20 protein-coding genes are annotated in these 22,321 nt (G+C 58.1%); 10 read left to right on the top strand and 10 right to left on the bottom strand.

What is annotated here, in order from left to right; all coding sequences use genetic code 11:
• Nucleotides 1-2: 2 nt before the first annotated feature.
• Together H7H48_RS11455 and H7H48_RS11450 are read right to left on the bottom strand one after the other, a co-directional pair.
• Nucleotides 3-509 (bottom strand): DUF192 domain-containing protein, encoded by a 507-nt coding sequence (locus H7H48_RS11455; protein WP_229449163.1) that lies wholly within the window; start codon nt 507-509, stop codon nt 3-5.
• Between the two features lie 33 nt (nt 510-542).
• On the bottom strand, nt 543-1,139 hold the full coding sequence (locus H7H48_RS11450) for a cold-shock protein (protein WP_229449257.1): 597 nt from the start codon (nt 1,137-1,139) through the stop codon (nt 543-545).
• A 226-nt stretch (nt 1,140-1,365) separates the two neighbouring features.
• On the opposite strand from H7H48_RS11450, the gene gloA reads away from it, so the two are divergent.
• Entirely contained in the window at nt 1,366-1,806 is a 441-nt protein-coding gene (gloA, locus tag H7H48_RS11445) for a lactoylglutathione lyase (RefSeq protein ID WP_229449162.1), read from the top strand.
• Between the two features lie 112 nt (nt 1,807-1,918).
• Complete coding sequence (locus tag H7H48_RS11440) at nt 1,919-3,451, top strand: acyl-CoA carboxylase subunit beta (protein WP_229449161.1); 1,533 nt, start codon at nt 1,919-1,921, stop codon at nt 3,449-3,451.
• 33 nt (nt 3,452-3,484) lie between these two features.
• On the opposite strand, the gene H7H48_RS11435 is transcribed toward H7H48_RS11440, so the two are convergent.
• Nucleotides 3,485-3,823 carry a hypothetical protein gene (locus H7H48_RS11435; RefSeq protein ID WP_229449256.1) on the bottom strand — a complete coding sequence of 113 codons (339 nt, stop codon included), beginning with the start codon at nt 3,821-3,823 and terminating at the stop codon, nt 3,485-3,487.
• A gap of 243 nt (nt 3,824-4,066) precedes the next feature.
• Here H7H48_RS11435 and pncB point away from each other — a divergent pair, with 243 nt between their 5' ends.
• Nucleotides 4,067-5,371, top strand: coding sequence for a nicotinate phosphoribosyltransferase (gene pncB / locus H7H48_RS11430; protein ID WP_229449160.1), 1,305 nt, complete (start codon nt 4,067-4,069; stop codon nt 5,369-5,371).
• 51 nt (nt 5,372-5,422) lie between these two features.
• Here the strand turns inward: pncB and cckA are convergent, their stop codons facing one another.
• Complete coding sequence (gene cckA / locus H7H48_RS11425) at nt 5,423-8,005, bottom strand: cell cycle histidine kinase CckA (RefSeq protein WP_229449159.1); 2,583 nt, start codon at nt 8,003-8,005, stop codon at nt 5,423-5,425.
• Between the two features lie 241 nt (nt 8,006-8,246).
• On the opposite strand from cckA, the gene H7H48_RS11420 reads away from it, so the two are divergent.
• Nucleotides 8,247-9,092 carry a flagellar biosynthetic protein FliO gene (locus H7H48_RS11420; protein ID WP_229449158.1) on the top strand — a complete coding sequence of 282 codons (846 nt, stop codon included), beginning with the start codon at nt 8,247-8,249 and terminating at the stop codon, nt 9,090-9,092.
• A 109-nt stretch (nt 9,093-9,201) separates the two neighbouring features.
• On the opposite strand, the gene dksA is transcribed toward H7H48_RS11420, so the two are convergent.
• A complete protein-coding gene (dksA, locus tag H7H48_RS11415) occupies nt 9,202-9,618 on the bottom strand; it encodes an RNA polymerase-binding protein DksA (protein ID WP_223020818.1) in 417 nt (138 codons plus the stop codon).
• A gap of 266 nt (nt 9,619-9,884) precedes the next feature.
• Here dksA and H7H48_RS11410 point away from each other — a divergent pair, with 266 nt between their 5' ends.
• From H7H48_RS11410 to H7H48_RS11395, 4 genes are all read left to right on the top strand, one after another.
• A complete protein-coding gene (locus tag H7H48_RS11410; RefSeq protein WP_229449157.1) occupies nt 9,885-10,391 on the top strand; it encodes a histidine phosphatase family protein in 507 nt (168 codons plus the stop codon).
• Nucleotides 10,392-10,461: 70 nt separating this feature from the next.
• Entirely contained in the window at nt 10,462-11,943 is a 1,482-nt protein-coding gene (locus H7H48_RS11405) for a YcjX family protein (protein WP_229449156.1), read from the top strand.
• Nucleotides 11,940-12,998 carry a YcjF family protein gene (locus H7H48_RS11400; protein ID WP_229449155.1) on the top strand — a complete coding sequence of 353 codons (1,059 nt, stop codon included), beginning with the start codon at nt 11,940-11,942 and terminating at the stop codon, nt 12,996-12,998. Before H7H48_RS11405 ends, H7H48_RS11400 begins: the two co-directional genes overlap by 4 nt.
• A gap of 199 nt (nt 12,999-13,197) precedes the next feature.
• On the top strand, nt 13,198-13,743 hold the full coding sequence (locus tag H7H48_RS11395) for a hypothetical protein (protein ID WP_370633352.1): 546 nt from the start codon (nt 13,198-13,200) through the stop codon (nt 13,741-13,743).
• Nucleotides 13,744-13,808: 65 nt separating this feature from the next.
• Here the strand turns inward: H7H48_RS11395 and folK are convergent, their stop codons facing one another.
• Genes folK through folP form a run of 3 tightly spaced genes read right to left on the bottom strand, consistent with a single transcriptional unit; the run spans nt 13,809 to nt 15,543 of the window.
• Nucleotides 13,809-14,363, bottom strand: a complete 555-nt coding sequence (folK, locus tag H7H48_RS11390; protein WP_229449154.1) for a 2-amino-4-hydroxy-6-hydroxymethyldihydropteridine diphosphokinase — start codon at nt 14,361-14,363, stop codon at nt 13,809-13,811.
• On the bottom strand, nt 14,332-14,691 hold the full coding sequence (gene folB, locus H7H48_RS11385) for a dihydroneopterin aldolase (protein ID WP_229449254.1): 360 nt from the start codon (nt 14,689-14,691) through the stop codon (nt 14,332-14,334). Before folB ends, folK begins: the two co-directional genes overlap by 32 nt.
• Before the next feature lie 15 nt (nt 14,692-14,706).
• Nucleotides 14,707-15,543 carry a dihydropteroate synthase gene (folP, locus tag H7H48_RS11380; RefSeq protein ID WP_229449153.1) on the bottom strand — a complete coding sequence of 279 codons (837 nt, stop codon included), beginning with the start codon at nt 15,541-15,543 and terminating at the stop codon, nt 14,707-14,709.
• Nucleotides 15,544-15,695: 152 nt separating this feature from the next.
• On the opposite strand from folP, the gene H7H48_RS11375 reads away from it, so the two are divergent.
• Nucleotides 15,696-16,310 carry a DUF922 domain-containing Zn-dependent protease gene (locus tag H7H48_RS11375; RefSeq protein WP_229449152.1) on the top strand — a complete coding sequence of 205 codons (615 nt, stop codon included), beginning with the start codon at nt 15,696-15,698 and terminating at the stop codon, nt 16,308-16,310.
• 39 nt (nt 16,311-16,349) lie between these two features.
• Here H7H48_RS11375 and H7H48_RS11370 read toward each other — a convergent pair whose 3' ends face one another.
• Together H7H48_RS11370 and H7H48_RS11365 are read right to left on the bottom strand one after the other, a co-directional pair.
• Nucleotides 16,350-16,670, bottom strand: coding sequence for a 2Fe-2S iron-sulfur cluster-binding protein (locus H7H48_RS11370; protein WP_229449151.1), 321 nt, complete (start codon nt 16,668-16,670; stop codon nt 16,350-16,352).
• Nucleotides 16,671-16,820: 150 nt separating this feature from the next.
• The gene (locus H7H48_RS11365) at nt 16,821-17,180 is read right to left on the bottom strand and encodes an Hpt domain-containing protein (RefSeq protein WP_229449150.1); all 360 of its coding nucleotides are present in this window, start codon (nt 17,178-17,180) and stop codon (nt 16,821-16,823) included.
• Between the two features lie 263 nt (nt 17,181-17,443).
• Here H7H48_RS11365 and H7H48_RS11360 point away from each other — a divergent pair, with 263 nt between their 5' ends.
• Complete coding sequence (locus tag H7H48_RS11360) at nt 17,444-22,249, top strand: hypothetical protein (RefSeq protein WP_229449149.1); 4,806 nt, start codon at nt 17,444-17,446, stop codon at nt 22,247-22,249.
• Nucleotides 22,250-22,321: the final 72 nt, after the last annotated feature.

The following is a 22,321-nucleotide window of genomic DNA, read 5'->3' as shown; positions in this document are numbered from 1 at the left end:
GACTATTGTGCGCCGGCAGCCTCAATCCGCGGATGACGCAGACGATCACCGACCTCGATACCCATCTTCTGCGCGGTTCCGGCCAGCAGTTCAAGCACGAATTGGGATTCGACATTCGGCGAAATCGATGCCGTCGAGAATGGCGTCCCCGGTGCGATTGCCCGAACCTCTCCATCCGCGCTTACGAAAAGAAGATCAAGCGCCAGCGGTGTGTTCTGCATCCAGAACCCCTGTCTGCTTTCCGCCGGGAAGATGAAGAGCATGCCTCGATCGACTGGCATGGACTGACGGAACATCAAGCCTCGCTGACGCTCCGCCGGCTCATCGGCAATCTCGATATTGAAAGCGACTTCCCCAGCCGATGTCAAAACCACCAAAGGGTCAGGGTCTACTGGCAAGCGCATTGCAGAGGTCTGAGCAAAACCGGTGTTGATCGCGATCAGCAGAAACATCGCCATAAGACCGAACGAACGGATGCAAAATGGCAGGCGTGAAAGGAAACTCGGCATTCTCAGCACTCTCCGGGGCGCAGGTTACAAGCGCTAATGCGTGGGAGGAGGTGTGCCATTATCCGGATAAATTTCGGCAACCATGAGGCCCTTTTCGCCGCGACCGAAGCGCACAATCACCACTTGCCCAGGCCGCAACTCCGTTAGCCCGTAGCGGCGCAGTGTCTCCATGTGGACAAAGATATCCTCGGTGCCCTCACCCCGGGTCAGGAAACCAAAGCCTTTGGTGCGGTTGAACCATTTGACGAGCGCTCGCTCCAAGCCGCTTTCCGCAACCACCGAAACATGGGTGCGCGGTGCCTGGTCCTCGCTCGGATGAATCGCGGTCGAAAGGTCGATAGAGACCACCTTGAAGGCTTGCAGGCCTTTATCGCCCTGGCGGGCAAGACACTCAATCCTGGCCCCCTCCAGCGCAGTTTGGAACCCATCCTTGCGCAGGCAGGTTACGTGAAGTAGCACATCACCATGCTCTTCATCGTCAGGGAGGATAAAGCCATAGCCTTTCGCCACGTCGAACCATTTAATGGCGCCAGAGATTTCTACCAGTTCCCCGGCTTCCGCAGCGTCATCCGCCTTGGGCGCCTTGTCGCCAGCCTCGTACCTCTTGGTTGTCGAGGACTTGTCGTCCATCCCATCAAGCCTTTTCTCAAGTCCGCCCGACTCACTGTGTGTTTCAAAGATAGCATTGGCGCTTTGTGGCATAGCAAGACCCAGTTTCTGATTTTCAACAGCAGGTGAAATCAGCCGGATTTGAGAGATTTCGGCGAAATGGCACAACCGGTTAACGTGCAACATTGCCGAATAGAACGGGTAGACACCCCGTACCGTATACGTAAACCAGCAAGCGAGAGACAAGATGCGTTATCTGCACACCATGGTCCGTGTAAAAGACATTGATGAATCGCTCGATTTCTATTGTAACAAGCTCGGCTTGACCGAAGTTCGCCGCTCGGAGAATGAAAAAGGACGCTACACTCTGGTTTTCCTTGCCGCGCCTGCGGATCAAGACCGCGCCAAAGAGGAACAGGCGCCGCTTGTCGAGCTCACATATAACTGGGACCCGGAAAAGTATGACGGCGGCCGCAATTTCGGACACCTCGCCTATGAGGTTGATGACATTTACGCTCTCTGCGACCGGTTGATGAAGGCAGGTATCACCATAAACCGCCCCCCTCGCGACGGTCGTATGGCTTTTGTTCGTTCCCCGGATGGGATCTCCATCGAGCTTCTTCAAAAGGGTGGCGCGAAGGAACCGGCCGAGCCGTGGGCCTCCATGGAAAACACCGGAAGCTGGTAAATTCTGCAAACGCGCCGTGCGTCATATGAGATGCACGGCGTATTTCCGCGTCGTTGACACCATGCTAACAGCATTGGAGCCGTTGATTGATCGCCTTTGGGGGGAGACAAGCATGAAAGAGGTTCTTCTCGAGTTGGAACGCCGTCGCGCCGCCGCGCGCGAGGGGGGTGGCCAGCGGCGCATTGATGCCCAGCACGCCAAAGGAAAGTTGACGGCGCGAGAGCGCATCGAGATCTTTCTGGACGAAGGGTCTTTCGAAGAATTCGACATGTTCGTCGAACACCGATCCACCGATTTCGGTATGGAGAAAACGCGCATATCCGGCGATGGTGTTGTGACAGGCTGGGGGACGGTCAATGGCCGCACGGTCTTTGTCTTCGCCAAGGATTTTACCGTTTTCGGCGGCTCTCTTTCCGAGGCGCATGCGGAAAAGGTGGTGAAGGTGCAGGAGATGGCGCTCAAGAACCGTGCGCCCATCATCGGATTTTACGACGCGGGTGGTGCGCGCATTCAGGAGGGGGTGGCAGCGCTCGGCGGCTACGCTGAAATTTTTCAACGCAACGTCCTCGCCTCCGGCGTCATTCCCCAGATATCCGTGATCATGGGGCCCTGCGCGGGCGGCGATGTCTATTCCCCCGCCATGACCGACTTTATCTTCATGGTCCGCGACACATCATACATGTTTGTCACCGGTCCGGACGTGGTCAAGACCGTGACCAACGAAACCGTGACAGCAGAAGAGCTCGGCGGCGCATCCGTTCATACCGTCAAATCGTCCATTGCCGACGGTGCCTATGACAACGACGTTGAAGCCCTTCTGCAGATGCGTCGCCTTATCGACTTTCTGCCCACCTCGAACACAGGCGAACTACCGGAGCTCGAATGTTTCCAGTCAGTGTCCGACCCCGACTATTCTCTTGACCGGCTCGTCCCGGACAATGCCAACAAGCCCTACGACATTCGCGAACTGATCCTGAAGACCTGCGATGAAGCGGATTTCTTTGAAATCCAGGCGTCCTTCGCCAAAAACATCGTCACGGGGTTTGGTCGTGTCGAAGGGCGAACCGTTGGGTTCGTGGCCAACCAACCCATGGTTTTGGCGGGCGTTCTGGATTCAGACGCTTCCAGAAAGGCCGCCCGCTTCGTCCGGTTCTGTGATTGCTTCAATATTCCGATCGTCACCTATGTGGACGTTCCCGGTTTTCTGCCCGGCACCGCCCAGGAATATGGTGGTCTTATAAAGCACGGCGCAAAACTGCTTTTTGCCTACGCCGAAGCAACCGTGCCCAAAATCACCCTCATCACGCGCAAGGCGTTCGGTGGAGCCTACGACGTCATGGCCTCGAAGCATCTTCGCGGCGACATCAACTACGCCTGGCCCTCCGCCCAGATTGCCGTGATGGGCGCCAAAGGTGCGGTGGAAATCATTTTCCGCAAGGATATCGATGATCCAGAAAAGATCGCAGCCCACACAAAAATGTACGAGGACCGCTTTCTTTCTCCCTTCGTGGCAGCCGAGCGCGGCTATGTGGACGAGGTGATCATGCCTCATTCCACCCGGATGCGCATTGCGCGGGCCTTACGGATGCTGCGCAACAAGGATCTCAAAAATCCCTGGAAGAAGCACGACAACATCCCGCTTTGAGGTTCCGCGCTGCACGGCGGGTCCCACGATCCATCAGAAGCTGCGCGGCGGCACGAACAGGCAGATGGTCCGCCCATCCTTCTTGCCTGCCACGGAGCACCAGTGAAACACGCCGTCAGGTGAGTTCCGCACCCGTTTATCCGTGTAAGGCAGAACTTCGCCGGTGACCTTGACCACGTAGCCCTCAGGTCCCTCCTCGATGGCTGCGTCGGAGACCTGCTGACAGTCCTGATCAGAACAACAAGCGTAGGGATACCGCCACCCGCTCTGCGCTTCGTGCGCGACGGCTACGGTCCAGAATGACGTCAAAAGCCCCAATAGAAAAACACCACAACAAGCCAGACGTCGTTTGGAAAAGCCAGAGTAGATCATACTCATCTCCTCGAGACTCCTCCCGCAAACAGTCTCCGCCGCATCCATTAACGAAGCTTTAACCATCCAAATCGCAATTGCCTCAAAGCTGAAGAATGGCGATGACAGAAGATATTCCCCCAGAGATCGCGGCCAATTGAGACAAGTTTGGCGCCGGCGGTCGTTGACAATTCCGGTCTGCCGGTGTGGTCTGCCGATCAAACGCCGCGAACCGGTGAATGACACACTCAGGAAACGCATCCCATGCCGAAAACCGATATCGCGCGTCGCGTCTACAACCACGCCTGGAAGTTGGACCCTATCTGTCGCAGCCTTCTCGACACGGATTTCTACAAGCTGCTGATGCTGCAGATGATCTGGGGTCTGTATCCCAATGTGGATGCAACCTTTTCCCTCATCAATCGAAACAAAACTGTTCTTCTGGCAGACGAGATCGATGAAGGAGAACTGCGCGAACAATTGGATCACGCCCGTGCAATCCGGTTCACAAAAAAGGAAATGATCTGGCTCGCCGGCAACACGTTCTACGGTCGCAAGCAGATCTTTCAGCCCGAATTCCTCAACTGGCTCGCGGATTTCCGGTTACCCGAATACGAACTCACCCGTCGTGGCGGTCAATACGAGCTGCATTTCCACGGCAAATGGATGGAAACCACCATGTGGGAAATCCCTGCCCTGGCCATTATCAACGAGTTGCGGTCGCGGGCTGCCATGCGCTCACTCGGCCCCTTCGCGCTTGACGTGCTCTACGCGCGCGCCAAGGCCAAGGTGTGGTCGAAGGTCGAGCGTCTAAAAACGCTACCCGAACTGAAGATATCCGATTTCGGCACAAGGCGTCGGCACTCCTTCCTCTGGCAGCGCTGGTGTGTGGAAGCACTCAAAGAGGGCATCGGAGATTCATTCACAGGCACATCCAATGTCCTCCTCGCCATGGACACGGATCTTGAAGCACTTGGCACCAACGCGCACGAGTTGCCGATGGTGCTGGCCGCCTTGGCCAAAACCGACGAAGAGTTGCTGCGGGCTCCTTACCGGGTGCTCGAAGACTGGCAGAGCTACTACGGTGGCAATCTGCTGATCGTGCTTCCCGATGCGTTCGGCACTGAGACGTTTCTGCGCAACGCGCCACCATGGGTGGCAGACTGGACGGGCTTCCGCCCCGACAGCGCTCCCCCCATCGAGGGTGGAGAACGCATCATGGAATTCTGGCGCAAGCACGGAAAAGATCCTCGCGATAAACTGCTGATCTTTTCGGACGGTCTGGACGTGGACACGATCGAGAACACCTACCGGCACTTCGAAGGGAATGTGCGCATGGCATTCGGTTGGGGCACAAATCTCACCAATGATTTCGAGAATTGCGCGCCGACCGAAGTGAACGGCCTTAAGGCGATTTCGGTTGTTTGCAAAGTCAGCAAGGCCAACGGCAGACCGGCGGTCAAGCTGTCTGATAATCCGGAAAAAGCGACAGGCGATCCTGCTGAGATCGAACGCTACATCGAGCTGTTCGGTGCGCAAAACCGTGTCAGTCGCAAAGTCTCAGTCTGAGACGCCATCCAGCCTGCCCCCCCAAAGGCCGCTATTGCGGCCTTTGGGGTCTCAGGTTTCCTCGAGCATTTCCTTCACGACAGTCGCAAGCTGTTTCAGAGAGAAAGGCTTGGGCAGGAAGCCGAACTGCGCATCCTCTGGCAAGTTCTTGGCGAATGCATCCTCTGCATAACCAGACACAAAGATGAACTTGATGTCGGGTTGCGCCTTGCGCAGTTCACCGAGCAGCGTCGGGCCGTCCATTTCAGGCATCACCACGTCGGAAACGACGATATCGATCTTACCGTCCAGTTCCTCGAATATCTCAAGCGCCTCAATGCCCGAACTCGCCTCATGCACCTCGTAACCTCGTGAGGAAAGAGCGCGCACGCTACCCATGCGCACAGCATCCTCATCCTCCACGAGCAGCACGCGCGCGGAGCCGGAAAGATCGCGTTTCTCCTCTTTCGCCTTCGCTGCGTCATTCCCCCGCGCAGCAGCTTCTTCGGCCGATTTTTCAGCTTCGCTTGGAATGTGTCGTGGCAGGAAAATCCGGAATGTGGTGCCTTCACCCAGTTCAGAATCGCAGAAGATATAACCGCCGGTCTGTTTCACAATGCCATAGACCATGGAAAGGCCGAGCCCGGTTCCCTTGCCCACCTCTTTGGTGGTGAAGAAGGGCTCGAAAATCTTCTTGATAGTATCGGGATCGATGCCGGTACCCGTGTCGCTGACCTCAACTGCCACATAGTCGGCGGCCACCATCTCGCGATACGGGAATTGAGCACATTCTTCAGCCGAAATATTGCGGGTCCTGACTGCCAGCTTGCCGCCTTCGGGCATGGCATCGCGTGCATTGACCGTCAAATTGACCACCACCTGCTCAAACTGACCGATATCTGCCTTTACCGGCCAGAGGTCTCGGCCATGTTCAATGGAGAGGGAGATTTCGCTGCCGACAAGGCGGGCAAGCAACATTCTCAGATCCGCAAGCACATCCGTTAGATTGAGCACCTCCGGACGCAGGGTCTGCCGGCGAGAGAACGCAAGAAGTTGCCGCACGAGCGAGGCTGCGCGATTGGCGTTCTGCTTGATGTTCATGATGTCCGGAAAGGACGGATCGGATGGACGGTGATTGGTCAGCAACAGGTCCGAGGCCATGATGATGGCCGTCAACACGTTGTTAAAGTCGTGGGCGATGCCACCGGCGAGTTGCCCCACGGCCTGCATTTTCTGACTCTGCGCCATCTGCGCCTCAAGCGCCTTCTGCTCCGTGGTTTCAACCGCATAGACAATTGCGGCTTCCTCAGCCCCCTCGCCTCCTTCGTGATCGACCACAGGATTGACGTAGAAACGCACATGCCGTTCAGCGTCATCGGGCAGCATGGTATCGATTGGCGCGATTTCTGCCTGGCGCTGCTTCGCCCTTTCGAGCGCTGCTGCAAATGCCTCGCGATCGTTTTCGTGGATGACGGTATCGAGCTTGATATGGCGTTCAACCGCATCACTGTCGACGACACGCGAGAAAAGCGAGAGGAACGGCGCATTCGTTCGCAGAATTCGCCCTTCATGATCCACGGATGCGATCGCCATCGGTGTGGAGTTAAAGAAGCGGGTGAAACGCACTTCGGAGGCACGAAGGTCCGCAGAAGCGTCTTCACCCAGTTGGCGGTTCAGAACAATCGTGCGGGTCGCCCCTGGCGTTCCCTCGCGGCTGGCTGTCACTCGATGCATGAACCGGACAGGCAGCACCTCGCCACCCACGGTCGACAAGTCAAGGTCGATCACCGCATTGCGCGCCGTCCCTGGGTCGGCCTTCACCGCGTTTATCAACGCCATGCCATCACCCGCAACGATTTGGGGCAAGCGGACCGCGCCCGGCACAAAATTGGCAAGGTCGATGCCAAGCCATTCTGCCAGGGTCGCATTGATATAGGTGACACGCCCGTCCGGATCGGCTGCAAAAAAACCGGCTGGTGCATGGTCCAGATGGTCAATGGCCTTCTGCAGATCCAGGAAAAAGCGTTCCTGTTCCGCGCGTTCTTCCGAAATATCCGCAATTTGCCAAGCCGAGACCGGCTGGCGATAGCCCGGCAGCTTGAAAATACGCGCCCACGTTCTGTACCAGCGCGCGCCCAAGGCACCGCCGGGACGGATCGAGCGCGCGAGGCGAAATTCTCCATCGCCCGCGCGTCCGTCACGCAGACCCGCTGAAAGTTTTTCGACCACCGGTGCGGCTTCCGGATTATCTGCCAGCAGCGCATCGACCGTTTTGACATCTGCCACCGATGTGGCGCCCGTCATTTGTGCATAAGCATTGTTGGCGTAAAGGATGCGGCCCTTGGCGTCCGCAACCACGAGGCCCTCCTCCATGGAATCGACAAAAGCCCTGGAGAGCTCACTTCCTGCCGAACGCGGGGCGACCTGCACGAAACCGATCGCTGTCGCGAACAGAAACCCCACGCCAATCATCGCCAAAACGCCAAGAAGACCGAGCAGAAACGGATCCCCGAGACGTTCGCGGAAAACAGAAAAAGCAACCGCGGAAAGCGTGAGAATGACAATGAAGATGATCAGGCGCGTAATGGCACCAGGTCGAGAACTCTGGTCGACGATCGGTGCTGCGTGGATTTCTCCCCCGGTCTGCTTGGCCATGCGTTTCCCGTCTGTCGCGCCCAATTCCTGCCGGGTTCCACGCGAACCCAGCCTCATCGGGATATATCAGGGCTCCCGGCATCTGCAAGCGTACACGTGTAATCGAACCGCAAATCGCCATCCTTTGCGCGAATTTTGCTGCTGAAAACCACGGTGCTTTCAGGTGGCATGGCTTCCATGGGTTGCCGCTCACCTGCGAGACGCATATTTTGGCAGATCAAATTGAGACTGGAGTGAACGAATGCGCGATTGGCTTGTGGGAATATTTGGAGAGGCGTACGCGACCGCGGCCTTCTGGACGATCATTCTCGTTGCCGTCGCGATTGTTCTGCTCGTCTTTGTACGGGTCAATCGTCGTTTTACGACCGGGACCTTTATTTCGAGCTCCCGCGGTAAGCAGCCGCGTCTGGCCGTGATGGACGCCACTCCTGTGGACAACAATCGACGTCTTGTTCTGGTTCGTCGTGATGAGGTGGAGCACCTCATTCTCATCGGCGGCCCGACGGACCTGGTCGTTGAAACCAATATCGGGCGCGCACATCCGGAGCAGGCTGAACGCAAACTTCCCGGCAGCCAAGGGCGGCCTTCGCCGAGGGACAGGGAAATCGAGAACGTCGAAGAACCGGACAATGGGCGAGATGAACCCCGCCCCCTGCCTCGTTCGGAAGAACGGGGAACGCCGCTACCGGAGCGCCGACCCGCAACGCCAAACCCTGAGATCCAGATCGCGAGCCGCCCGGCACCAGCCCCGACGTCCGCCCCGCGCCGCTACCCGACAGAGGCGATGCAGCCTGTCCGTGATTCGGTCACACCGATCTCTTCGCGCCCCACCGTGGCTTCGACGTCAACTGCATCACTGGCTGCCGTGTCGCCATCCGTCCCAAAACGGGAGCCGGAAATTGAGCAGCGCATTGAAAACCTGCAAGAAGCGGACGAAGCGGAAGCAGCGCACACCCGTGAGGCCCCTGTGGTGGATCTGGACGTATCGCGGACCGAACGGTCCAGCGCTCCAAGCAAGAGCAGCGATCACACCCTTGAGGATGAGATGAGCAAGCTGCTGGAAGAACTGTCGGAGCAGAAGCACTAACAATTGGCGTTCGACCATTCTCGAGTACGCTCAGGGCAAGAAAAAAAGCGCCAACCCGGGGGGTGGCGCGTACAAACAAGACAAACTTCCGTCCAAGCCTGTAATAAGATTAATCGTCGCGATAGACTTTCTCACGTCGTTCATGACGTTCCTGAGCCTCGATCGACAAGGTTGCGATAGGGCGTGCATCGAGACGTTTCAGCGAGATGGGTTCACCCGTCTCTTCGCAATACCCGTAAGTCCCCTCCTCGATCCGCTGGAGTGCAGCATCGATTTTGGAGATCAGCTTCCGCTGACGGTCACGCGCGCGCAGTTCGATTGCGCGATCGGTTTCGGACGACGCTCGATCAGCGAGGTCCGGGTGGTTTGCACTTTCCTGTTGCAGTGCCTCGAGGGTCTCACGCGCCTCTTTCAGAATATCGCTCTTCCAACGCAGCAATTTCGCACGGAAATATGAACGTTGGCGCTCATTCATGAAGGGCTCGTCCTCGGTGGGCACGTATTCGGCATTGCTGAGCTCATTCATCGAGTCACCCTGAGATATTGTGACGCCCGCGCCTATATATTCACGCACCCCCACAACCACAAGCACAAAGGCCACCTGCTTCACGCTTTTGTTAATTGCAGCGGAAAAAGTGGATATCTCCTACCTCAGACGCGCGAAGCGTATAAACTCCCGAAAGCGCCGCAAAAGGTTTTTGACGAGGGTAAGATGATAGAGAAACCGCGCATTTTTCGCTTATTTCAGAGGCGTTCAGACAGGTTTTCTTCATTTTTTTCCGGATTTTTCTGATGTCTCGGCTTCTTTTGCTTCGTCACGCAAAGGCCGGTTGGGGCGCGCCTGGCGTGTCAGATTATGACCGAGGCCTAACCCAATCAGGGCAAAATGACGCCCGAAAACTCGGTCAGCGCATGCGTTCCAGTGGATTGATTCCCGATTTGGTCCTTTGCTCACCGGCCAGGCGCGCTGTCGAGACCCTTGAGCACCTCGCTTCCACACTTTTCGATCAGCCTCCCAAAACCGACATGGTGCGGGAATTATACAACTCCGACGCGGCGGATTACCTCCAGGCCGTGCGAGAAGCGCCCGCCGCCGATACATTGTTGGTGGTGGGACACAATCCGATGATGGAGGATCTTGCGTTTGAACTGCCGAGCGAAAGCGACCAGCAAGCGTTTCAAGCGGCGGGCTCGGGCTTCCCCACATGCGGTCTCGCCGTCATCAGCTTCGAGGGTCCTCTGGCTGATCTGAGACGCAATGGCGGGCGGCTGGAAACCTTCCTGAAACCGGGTCGCTGAGAAAGCGCTCTTCTATCGCAGCGTCGGTTTCCTATATGCAAGGTCTTGCGATTTTTGAGGATTTCGCCACTTGGCTTCATTGACCACTTACACCGACGAAGCACGGATCGCTTTCGACACACTGGCCGGACGTGCCGCCGGTCTCATGTCGCCATCACTCAGAATCGGCGTGACAGGGCTGTCACGCGCGGGCAAAACCGTGTTCATCACCGCGTTCGTGCACAATCTGCTGCATGGAGGGCGCCTGCCCCTCTTCGACGCACAAAATTCGGGCCGGATATCCAAAGCTTACCTGGAGCATCAGCCCGATGATGCGGTGCCCCGTTTCCAGTACGAAGACCATATCGCCGCGCTGGTGGAAAGTCGCATTTGGCCTGAATCGACCCGCGCCATCTCCGAACTCCGCCTGACCGTCGAGTTCGAATCCGCGTCGGCCTGGAATCGGTTGTTGTCTCGCGGAAAACTATCCTTCGATATCGTTGATTATCCGGGAGAATGGCTGCTCGACCTTCCACTTCTCCTAAAGGATTTCGAGACCTTCAGCCGTGAAGCATTGGAGTTGTCAGCCCTACCGGGACGCGCCGATCTCTCAAAGGAGTGGCGTGATCAGACCCACGATTGCGACCCTGGCCAACCAGCCGACGAAATGACTGCTCGCAAGCTCTTCGAGGCTTTCTCCTCCTATCTGCGTGCGTGCAAATCTGATCAAAGGGCTCTTTCGACACTGCCGCCCGGCCGGTTCTTGATGCCTGGCGAGCTTGAAGGTTCTCCAGCCCTGACATTTGCTCCTCTCAACGTCCAACCCGGCACAAAGGCACAGCCCGGCTCACTGCATGCCATGATGGAGCGGCGTTATGAGGCGTACAAGACACATGTCATTCGCCCGTTCTTTCGGGAGCATATCGCCCGGCTCGACCGTCAGATCGTACTGATCGACGCGATGCAGGCCATGAACGCTGGTACCGAGGCAGTTACCGACCTCGAGCAGGCTTTGACCGAAATTCTGTCCTGTTTTCGACAGGGGCGGGGAAATATTCTGACCAGCCTGTTTTCCCATCGCATCGACCGGATACTCGTGGCGGCCACCAAGGCCGATCACATTCATCACGAGAGCCATGACCGGTTGCAGGCAATTGTAAGAAGGCTCGCCGACCGGGCCATTGCCAGGGCCGATTTCTCGGGCGCCGCGGTGGATGTCCTCGCCATGGCCGCCGTGCGGGCCACACGCGAAGGAACGGTGAGGCAAGGCAAGGAAACCTTGCCTGTCATTATCGGGACACCTCTCAAGGGCGAAACCATCGCGGGTGACATCTTCGATGGCGATACGGAAACGGCGATCTTTCCGGGTGACCTGCCTGAAAAGCCCGGCTTGATCTTTCAACAGCCCAAACCGGGTAAGGACGGTGGCGATCCCTTTGCGGAAGAAACGCTCCGCTTTGTGCGCTTTCGCCCTCCGCGACTGGAACGCACCGCGGAAGGCATTACCCTGTCCCTACCCCATATCAGGCTCGACCGGGCTCTTCAGTTCCTCGTCGGAGACCACCTCGCATGAAGAGAGCGCCCGCTTCATTTCGTATGGATCCACCAAAATCCGCCAGTGCCGACAAACCGGCGGCGAAACGGAAACCGCGGTCAATCGAACCCGGCGAGGCCGGAGTGGTGGTCGCAGAGAGCGATGATTTTTTCGCCAATCCGGATCCTGCATTCTATGATCCGCCACCGGTCCCCCCTCGCCGCCGATCCCTGCTCGGGCGTGTATTTTTTGCAGCCTTCGGAATTCTCATTTCACTGGCGATTGGCCTGTGGACCGACCGTTTGATCCGCGATCTTTTCAGCCGAGCCGACTGGCTGGGTTGGCTGGCGCTGGGCGTGGCGGCCATCGCGCTGATAGCATTGGTGGCAATCATCGTACGGGAGGTGCTCGGCATCCTGCGGCTCGCTTCCATTGAGACGCTCCGCCGGGATGCGATGGAGGCAATCCTTGGGAACGACACCAGAGAGGCGCGAAAAACCGTGGAGCATCTTGTGGGCCTGCTCGCGCACAAGCCCGAGACGGCTGCCGGCCGCAGAACGCTCGAGAGTTTGAAAGATGAGGTGATCGATGGGGCGGACCTGCTTGCGGTTGCCGAAAAGGAACTTCTTGCCCCTCTCGATACGATGGCCCGCATCCAGGTTCTGAACGCCGCCAAGCGTGTTTCGGTGGTGACTGCCGTATCCCCAAGGGCGTTGGTGGATATTGTCTATGTACTCTTCGAGGCTGCACGGCTGACAAGGCGCATCGCCGACCTCTATGGCGCGCGTCCCGGGTTCCTCGGTTTTATGCGCCTCGTGCGCAGCATTCTCACACATCTTGCCATCACCGGTTCCATGGCCGCAGGTGAAACGCTTGTGCAGCAAGTCGTCGGCCACGGATTGGCTGCGCGCCTCTCTGCCAAACTCGGCGAAGGCGTGGTCAATGGCATGATGACGGCGCGCATCGGCATTGCCGCCATGGAAGCAGCCCGGCCGCTTCCCTTCAACAGCGTTCCCAGGCCTGGCGTAGGAGATTTTCTGAAAGCGTTAACGAGTTTCGCCGCCACCAAGAATGCGGGCAAAGACAGCGCTTAGGCGGAGCGACTCTTCTGTGCCCGCGAGCCAGTCAGGTGAGTCTCAAAAGACACACCCGCCAATTATGATGTCCGGGAACCAGGGTTTGATGCGAACGGCGGCTGCACCGAATCGCCGCGATATGGTAGACAAAGCCTTAACCAATCTGCGGCAGGATTTCCGTCAGATTTCGTTTCAACCAGACTTGGTTCTTTAGCTCATGCTGAAATTCGCGCTCAAGCTTGCCCTTCTGGCCGCTGCCGCTGCCCCGATGTCCGGACTGGCCGGCTCGGCGGAAGCCTCGGAAAGCGAGAGGCGTTTTTTCCAGTCAGTCGAAGGAAGCTGGTCGGGGCCGGGTGAGATTGTCGCCGGGAAATACAAGGGCACGAAATTCGTCTGCAACTTCGACGGCGGCACGCCCGAAAAGAACATTGGCATGGCACTGGACGGAAGTTGCCGGGTTGGGGTTTTCACGCAGCCCATGAAAGCCAGCGTGGTCCGCGAAAAGGGCGGCTACCGTGGCACATTCCTTGACGGCGCGGCTGGAAAAGGCCTCGATGTTACCGGGGGCAAAGTCATTGGGAATGACGTGGTTTTCGCACTTCACCGTTCATCACTGAGCGGTGCCATGCGCGCGCGCATCAGTGACAAGAACACCATGCACATCACCATTTCTGTACAGGTGAACGACGACATGGTTCCTGTCATCGGAATGAAGCTGAAGCGCACGGATTCCGGCGGCATCGAAGCCATCGCTCGGCAGTAGCAGCCGGTCCCTCCAGCGCGCTAACCCGATAATGTTTCCAGGTTCTCTGGATAGAAAAGCGGCTATCAGTCGCTTTTCTTGTCTTCATTGATACGCCACCAGGATCCGTCCGGTGTGATCCGTTCCATACCGCTTTGATCAAGCGGTTCCAGAAGCGTCTTGATCGACCTTCCGGCGATCTCCTGCGCCGGCGCGATCTCGGCCAGCGGAGCCAGGACAAACGCGCGCTCGGCCATGCGCGGATGTGGTATCGTCAGCCCCGCTTCATCCACCACCAAATCCCCGTAAATCAATATGTCCACGTCAATGGGGCGCGGCCCCCAACGTTCCTGACGCACACGCTTGAGAGCACGTTCAATCGTCAGGCACTGTTCGAGGAGCGGGTGCGGAGCAAGATTGGTGCGCACCCAGGCAACAGCGTTGAGGAAATCAGGCTGATCAAGCTTGCCCCAGGGCGGCGTCCGGTAAAGCGAGGAAACCGAACGAACTTCAGTGTCATCCCTCGCATCCAACGTGGATAAGACCATCTGCATTGCACGACGTGGATCGCCGACATTACCACCCAACCCCAGAAAGACATCCTGCATCTTATTGGGGCCAGGCCAGTGAAACCTCGACATAGTCCAGCACTCCTGGAACGGGTGCATTGGGCTTGCGTATCGTGATTTCAGATCGCGCGATCTGTGGAAAGCGGGACGCCAGCGCCTTTGCCACCTCAAGTGCCAATGCCTCGATCAGAAAGCGGCGTTTGCCGGAAATGATCTCTTCGATGACCTTGAAGGCTGCGCCGTAATCAACTGTCCCTTCAAGGGAATCGTCGCTCAAAGCCCGCCCGGGCTCTACGGTGAGCTCCGCGTCCACATAAAAACGCTGCCCCAGGCGCTCCTCTTCGTCATGCACGCCATGGCGTGCGAAGAAAGCACAATTCTTCATCCGGATAACATACATCATCGCCTCACCGGCCTATCTCTGAGCTGCAAGAATAGCATCCGCAACTCTCAGGCAGTCCCTGTTGATTGCGACATTGTGCACACGAAAAACGGCCGCGCCTTTCATTCTCAGCAGCGCACTGGTCGCAGCCGTTCCCGCGTCCCGCGCCTCCGCATTTTCCCGGCCGGTGACCGCCCCAACGAAACGCTTGCGCGATGTACCGACAAGAAGAGGGAAGGCAAGCCCCCTCAGTTCTTCAAAACGGGCCATGATTTCGATGTTCTCTGCCGTGTCCTTGGCAAAACCAAAACCCGGATCCAGCATGATCTGATCATCGCTCACGCCTGCCTGACGAGCGATCTCAAGAGAGCGACGCAGAAACGAGAACTGATCGGCGATCACATCGGGAAGCTTCTCCCGCTCGCGTCCCGTGTGCATGATGGCAAGCCCTGCTCCGGTTTTCGCAGCAACAGCCGCAATGTCCGGTTCGCGCTGAAGCCCCCAGACATCATTGACGATATGTGCGCCTGCAGCGACCGCAAGCCGGGCCGTCTCAGCCCGGTAAGTATCTACGGAGAGTAAGACATCATCACGACCGGCAAGCGCTTCGAACACCGGTAAAATCCGATCCTGCTCTTCCATTGCTGTCACCGGAATACCACCCGGCCGGGTCGATTCCCCGCCGATATCGATGATGTGAGCTCCCTCGCCGATCAACGTGTCGGCTTGGCGAAGCGCGGAATCGAGACTGACAAAAGCGCCCCCATCGGAAAAACTGTCCGGTGTGACGTTCAAAATGCCCATAATGATGGCATCTGGTCCGAGAACAAGGTCGCGCCCATGCGCAAGTCGCCAGACAGGAAAAGTCATAGGGCTTTGAGCCTCCGGATCACTGTGAGGCGTTTTTGCGGCTCATTGCCGCCAAAATCAACCGCAATGTGTTCTATGGAACGCGTCGGAAACCATTCAGGTCAGGCTTGTCATCGTGCGTCTCAGGTCGCAGGGTGTTTTTGGGAGACAATATGAAACACATCACGCTGACCTTCGCCCTGCTGGCCCTCGCCACGAGTTCCGCCACAAGCGCCGACATTTCCCGTACCTACAGTTATTTCTCGATCGGTGGAAACACGCTGAGCGAAATAGAACAACAGCTTCGCTCGCGCGGCCCTCATGTGCAAAGCACCGGGCAGCGCCACCCCGGCGCGACGCGCATGGAGTTCAAGACCAAGATCACCTATGAGGAGGAAAAGCGCCGCTGCCGCATTGCGGATGTCAAGGTTTCAGTTGATGCGCGCGTATTCCTGCCACGCTGGCGCAACCGCAAGACCGCAGGCCCGGAAACCGCTCTCATCTGGGACACGCTCTCTAAGGACATCAAACGCCATGAAGAGAGCCATCTGGGCATTGCCAAACGCTACGCGCGCAGCATTGAAAGCGAAATTGGAAAACTCGCGCCCCATTCCGATTGCAAGACACTTCAGGCGCGCGCGGAGCGCGTGGCACAGAAGAAACTTGATGAGCACGATGCCGCACAGGTGCGATTCGACCGTATCGAAAGCGGCAACTTCGAATGGCGGTTGATGCGCCTGCTAAACTACCGCCTGGAGCAGCTTGAAAAAGGGCGGAACCCCGGTTGAGGCGCATGGTCAGTTGCGCCGCATGCAAAACTTGTCTCTTCAGGCTTGTCGCTCGGGAATGCGAACGATCAAACCGTCCAGTTCATCGCGCACAATGATCTGACAAGACAGACGCGAAGTCGGCTGAACCTCGTAGGCGAAGTCCAGCATATCCTCTTCCATTGCCTCAGGTTGGCCGACTGTGCCAGCCCACTCTTCGTCCACATATACGTGGCAAGTGGCACAGGCGCAGGCCCCGCCACATTCCGCCTCGATGCCCGGTACAGCATTGCGAATTGCGTTTTCCATGACCGTGGACCCATTGGCGGCATCGACATCGAAGCGCGTTCCATCGGGGACGATATAGGTGATCTTCGGCATGCGGTCACTCGGCTTTTGGTGAAATGGTCGCGGATTGTGCGGCAATAATATGGGCGCAGCCGCCCCTGGGGCGCTCACGCTCAACTTCAGCGCTTCACTTATGGTTTTTGGACCTGAAAGGCAATCCGTGTCTTCCAGTGGAGAGGAAAATCACCGCAATTTCGAAATGAAATCATTGGCTTCCGTGATCAATTTCGCGAGTTGCCTTATGCTGTCATCATCGTCAGGTTTCTTTTCGATGACCGCAGCACAGGCAGCAATTGCCTGCGCCCCTACCCCACGCGCTGAGCCGACAAGCGCATGGGCCATCTCGCGTCTCGATTGAAGGTCGGACGAGAGCATACGTTCGCGCATGCCCCCGGTCTGGGTTTGAAACATGCCAAGAACTTCGAGCGCCAGAGCCGGATCCCCCATGGTTTGACGGGCCAAATGTGCGAGATCGAACGGGGTTGGACCCGTGCCTGCGCCTCGCTCGTCGAAAAGCCCCTCTGAAACAACCTGACCATTCATCTCCGGCTTCCTCTACGTCAATCTTCACACCCTATTAATGCCGGATGGACAACGGGTTAATGGGATTGCTGCAAAGTGACTGTTTCACCATAAACGTCGTTAACCTTATGTTTAAACTTTTACACATCGAGCCGATTGCGTGTTTTCAACAGAGCCTTGTCCCATTACGATACGCTTGGCTCATTTTGGGCATAGTGTCGGAGTACGAGGTTCCTCTGGTTTGCGTATGAGGCTCCGGCTGAGAGTAGCTGAGGTTTGGCGGTATGGCGCGTACAGTAGCAAAGAAGAATCAACCCAAGCGCGATTTTGCGAAGGAACTCGAGGATGCCCTCGACCTGGAGCTTGCAGACGGCTTGGAGAATGGCGACCTGGACCTCGCCGCCTCCATGGAGGACCTGGAAGCGCAGATTTCTGCAGCGGCTGAGGAACTCGCGCGCGAAAATCGCGATCAGAACGGAGACGAGAAAGTCGCCGTGAGCGAGAAGAAAGACACTGCGCCATCCTCCAAGGGAAAGGCTGAACCCGCCCCGGCCGCAAAGGCGAGCTCCCCGGTTTCCACCGCAGCTGCGCCGGAAAAGGCCACCAGCACCGCCTCCAAACCCGAGAAATCAGAGGATACGCTCGCCAACCGGAAGAACCTCACCCCGGTCGAACCTGCCCCCGAGAACACTGCCGCCCCGTCATTCGCGCCCGCCAACGACGACCGTGCCGGCGACTTCAGTGCGGTGATGCGCAAATTCGACCGACGCGCCCCCAACACCGCCTATTGGCTGGTTGCCATTCTCTCGGCACTGTGGATCGGCGGCGGCCTGCTCCTTGGCCAGATGCTTTACGGTCCCGAAATCTGGCAGATCCGCTCGACCGACGCCCTTTTGGCGGCTCCGCACGCGATCGCCCTGCTGGTTGGCATTGTCGTTCCGGTTATCCTGTTCTGGGGCTTTGCAGTTATGGTGCGCCGCGCCCAGGAAATGAGGCTTGCCGCGCAATCCATGGCAGAGGCAGCCTTCCGCCTCGCCGAACCTGAAAACCTCGCCCACGAACGCATCATGACCGTTGGCCAGGCCGTTCGCCGCGAAGTTCAGGCGATGGGGGACGGCATGGATCGCACCCTCTCCCGCGCGGTGGAGCTTGAAACGCTGGTTCACACCGAGGTGAGCGAACTCGAGCGTGCCTATTCGGAGAACGAAACGCGTATTCGCCATCTGGTTGATGGGCTGGGGTCTGAGCGCGAGGGCATAGTAGGCCATGCCGAGCGTGTTCGTGCGTCCATAGCCGGCGCACACGAGATACTGAAAGATGAGCTGGACACGGCCGGCGAGCGCATACGCGCAACGATTGCCGATGCATCCCGCCAACTTGCGGCATCGGTGAACGCGTCGAGTGAAGCATTGCTGAAGCAGCTCGAAGGCACTGGCGGCACCCTTCATAAGGGGATCGACGATCGCATCCAAAGCCTTTCGGAGCGCATCACCACGTCTGGCGACGCCGTGGCAAGCCTGCTCGATACCCGCATTGCCTCCCTGACCAAGGGGACGGAGGATGCAACCCAGAATCTCGCCACCTTGTTTGACACGCGGATGGCCACGCTCGCGCAAAGAACCGACGAAGCCACCGAGAAGATTGGTGGCCTGCTCGATTCGCGTGTCTCCGCCCTTGCCGATGGCGCTGAAGAAGCAGCCACCAAGCTGGGCAATGTGCTTGACTCGCGCATCTCTGCCTTCAGCCAGAACACGCAAGATGCAGAACAGACCCTGACCAAGGTTCTCGATTCGCGTCTGGGCACGCTCACAAAGGAAACCCAGGAAGCGGCGCAGACACTCGGCAACCTGTTCGATGAGCGCATGGCGACGCTCGCCGAACGCACCGATCAGACGACGCGCTCGCTCAGTTCGCTGTTCGAGACCCGCAGCTCCGCTCTTATGTCTTCCTTGGGCGAGGCCACTGAATCCCTGACCGGTGAATTCGACACCCGCCTTGGCCAGCTCGAAAATGCCGTCACCGAGCGGGGCCGCGCTCTCATCGCCGAGTTTACCACGCGTGCCGAAGCGCTCGACGCCGGCACGCAGAAGCTGAACTCAGCTCTGGAAGCGCGGGCGCGCAGCATCAACGAAACACTCGTTGAACGTACCCGCGAAATCGCCAACACCTTCGCTCAGGGCAAGGATGAAGTCTCCGCAGCTGTCGAGGCAGGCAAAACCGCTCTTAGCAGCGAGCTGTCAGACCTTGTGGCTTCGACCAGCATCATGCTGGAAAACACAGCTGGTGAGTTTGGCAAACGTCTCGACCAGAACTGGTCGCAGATGGCCGCTCAGTTCGACGAAGGCATTGAACGTATCGACGCGACCCAGTCGCGCATGAGCGAGGCCGCACAGCGTCAGATCCAGGCGTTCGAGGAAACGCACCAGCGGCTCTCCGGCGCATTCAGCGCGGATATGGAGAAACTCGATCTGGCGCGCGCAACCTTCGAAGCCGGAATCGGCGAGCAGGTGCAGCAGCTTGCCAAAACGCGTGACAGTTTCGGCGAAGCCCTCGACGCCAACATTGCCAAGATCGATGAACACCGCACTGCACTCAATGCCGTGATCGAAGACGAAGCCATGCGCGTCAACGAGATCTTCACCAAGCAGACGGGGATCATCGAAGAGCGCACCCAGACTATGGAAAAAGCGCTATCGATCGGCGTGGAAAATGTCCGCAGCACACTGGAGAACAGCGCCGTTGTCGTCGCGGGCGCCCTGCGCGACAAAGTCATCGAGGCAACCTCGACGCTGAACGAGGAAGCAGCGAAGGTGTTCGAGGACGCAGACAAGCGCATTGCCGCGCGCGCCGAACAAACCGCATCGACCCTCGGCGCACGCATCGAGGACATCGACCGGACATTTGACGACGCTTCGGCGCGCTTCACCGAGCGTGCCGGCGTCTTCGCGCAGACCTTTGCCGAAGTTGATGGCCGCATCGCTGCGCGCCTGGAGACGACCGCAGAGACATTGTCGCAACACACCAAGGCAATCACCGACACCTTTGATGCAGCGGATCGCAAGATCCTGAGCCGGGTCGATCAGACCACGGAACAGCTCACGGCGCGCACGGAAGATCTTTCCAAGACTTTCGAGGACTTTGACCAGCGTGTCATCGCCCGGACTCACCAGACATCGGCCGAGCTCGACGCACGCGCCAGTGCCATGAGCGAATCGCTTTCGCAACTTCAGGAACGCCTGTCGAACAGTGCCAGCATGATCGCCAGCGCCATCTCCGGCGGCATCAACGACGCAGATGCGCGCCTGCGGGAAAGCGCAGAGTCGGTTGCCCAACACGTCAACCAGCAACTCTCCACCACGCAGGCCCGTCTCGTCTCCACTGCCGACACGATCGCTCAGACCTTTGCGTCGGTGGACGAACACATCGGCAAACGTACGAACGAAACCGTTTCAAGCCTGGAAGAGCGCACCCGCGAACTCAATTCCATCTTGGCGGGCCGTACAGCGGAGATGTCGCGTATTCTGGACGAGACGGCGAAACCGCTCGTGGAGCGTTTCGCCGCCAGCGGCGGCGAGCTGCGCGAAAGCATTCAGGCAATCACGACGGAAACGACGCAGCGTCTGCAGTCAGAGAACGCTGCTCTGCTCAATGCGCTGACCAACCGAACGAACGAAGCTCTATCTGCTTTCGAAAATGTGCAGTCGAACCTGACCGGGCACATCGACGAGCTTCTTCAGAAACTCGGCGTTTCCGGCCAGCGTTTGGGCGCGTTGATTTCCACGGCGTCCAAGAATCTCTCCGAGGTGGACGAGCGCCTCAGCACCACAGCCACCAGCTTTGCCGAGAACGCGGAAAAGGCTGCCGAGACCTTCTCCAACTCAGCGAGCCTCATCAATGCAAACTCCGGCCGTCTGGCTGACTTCTCCGACAGGACCCTTCGCGAAATTTCAGCGATTGCGAGCCGGTTCGAAGATCACAGCAAGGTTCTGGAGACAGCATCAGAGTTGCTGGAGCGCGCGCAATCGGGCTTGAGCGGGAATCTTGAGGACCGTCAGAAGGCGCTGGAGGCCCTGGCCTCCGGCCTGGCTGAGAAATCCGAGCATATCGAGCGCACAATGAACGCGTTCGAGGATTTTGTGGCGCGAACCCTCACCACCGCCGAGGGACGCACGCAGCAGTCAGTCGAAGGTATTCGACAGTCGATCGCCGAAGTCGTGGAAGCGGCTACAAGCCGCTTTAGCGGAGCAACGGATGAAATTCGTCGGACGGCTGCCGAAATCCGCAACGAGCTCGAGCAGACGCGCAGTGATGTGAAACGCGGAATTGCCGAACTGCCGGCTGAAGCCAAACAGTCGACCTCGGCAATGCGCAACGCGATTACAGAACAGGTGAACGCGCTGAAAGAGCTTTCGGATATCGTATCGAAATCCGGCCGGATGCCCGGTCGTGATCGAGCAAGCGAGAATCGCCTGCCCACCGATACACCTCCATTGCGCCAGCCGGCGCCAGCACCTGCTCCGCAGGCGCCCTCAGCAGCGGCACAGCCGGTCATTGAAAGACCGCGTCAGTCCGCGGCACCGGCGTCGCGTCCGGTAGAGCCCACACGCGCACCCCAGCAGGCAAGCCAGCCAGCGGCTGGCGGTGGCTGGATTCGCGACCTCCTGCGCAGCGCTTCCAACGAAGAAGGTCGCAACGAACGTGAACGCCCGGCCTCATCCGTTCAGAAGGAAGACCGGTCAGCCCTGCATGTGGTGGAATCACTGAACTCGCTCTCCGTGGATATTGCTCGGGCAATCGATCATGAAGCCTCGATCGATCTTTGGGACCGGTATCGTCGCGGCGAACGGAACGTCTTCACGCGCCGCCTCTATACGTTGAAGGGGCAGCAGACATTCGACGAGATTCAGAACAAATATCGTTCTGATCCTGAATTTCATGCCGCTGTCGATTTGTACTGCCGTGATTTCGAGAAACTGTTGCGGGATGTCTCCCGTTCCGATCGCGACAATATGATGACCCAGACCTATCTGACCTCCGACACCGGCAAGGTCTACACGATGCTGGCTCATGCCAGTGGCCGCCTGCGCTAACAACCGGCGCAGATTTGAAATGGCGAACGGGCCCCATCAGGGCCCGTTTTCTTTCGCGGTAGCGGCATTCAG

Source organism: Nitratireductor sp. B36 (assembly GCF_020833685.1).
Classification (GTDB): domain Bacteria; phylum Pseudomonadota; class Alphaproteobacteria; order Rhizobiales; family Rhizobiaceae; genus Nitratireductor.
The sequence above is the reverse complement of the archived record's forward strand: the minus strand, read 5'-3'. Positions and strand labels throughout refer to the sequence as shown.